General features: G+C 42.4%; 1 protein-coding gene. It reads left to right on the top strand.

Annotated elements, in window-relative coordinates:
* Positions 1-90: 90 nt before the first annotated feature.
* A partial coding sequence (locus NI000_RS36520) for an IS256 family transposase (protein WP_253416172.1) occupies positions 91-887 on the top strand: 797 nt, incomplete at its 3' end.

The following is an 887-nucleotide window of genomic DNA, read 5'->3' as shown; positions in this document are numbered from 1 at the left end:
ATTAGGGTCTGTAAAATAAATTGTGTAACCTCTCAACTGAGATAAATTTGTCAATACTAACTACTAGATCAAAGTTGGAGGAATAAGCACATGGCGACCCGAAGCGGATTATTGTCAAAACAAGAATTGCGTCAATTCGTAAAAGAGCATAATTTTCAATCGGCAGAAGATATTCAAAGGACATTAAAGGAATTATTTGCAGATGTGCTCCAAGAAGCGCTAGAAGCCGAACTGGATACGCATCTCGGTTATGGGAAGCACGATGTAAAAAACAAACAAACGAGAAACAGTCGTAACGGCTATAGTAAGAAAACCGTCACCTCCGAATACGGCGATGTAGAGATTGAAGTGCCACGGGACCGACTGGGTGAATTTGAACCTGTGGTCGTGAAGAAAAATCAGACGAATGTAGCCGGCATTGAGGAACAGATCATCGCATTGTATGCGAAGGGTGTCAGCACACGAGACATTCAGGATCATCTTCAAGGGTTGTATGGTGTTGAGGTCTCACCGACTCTCATCTCCAATGTAACGAATAAGATCCTACCGCTTATTAAGGAATGGCAGAACCGCCCTTTACAGCAGGTCTATACGGTTGTCTTTTTGGATGCCATTCATTTCAAGGTTAAGCAAGAAGGCCATATTGTAAACAAGGCTGCCTATATGGTGATCGGCATTGATTTAGACGGCAACAAAGATGTACTCGGCATTTGGATTGGGGAAAACGAATCTGCAAAGTTTTGGCTGAATGTGTTAAACGAGCTTAAGAATCGCGGAGTTCAAGACATCCTTATTACCTGTGTCGATAATCTAAGCGGCTTTTCACAAGCTATTGCAGCTTGCTATCCGAAAACAGATATCCAAAAATGCATCATCCACCAAATCCG

The sequence above is a fragment of the Paenibacillus tyrphae genome, from assembly GCF_024158745.1.
Lineage (GTDB): Bacteria > Bacillota > Bacilli > Paenibacillales > NBRC-103111 > Paenibacillus_G > Paenibacillus_G tyrfis_A.
The sequence above is the reverse complement of the archived record's forward strand: the minus strand, read 5'-3'. Positions and strand labels throughout refer to the sequence as shown.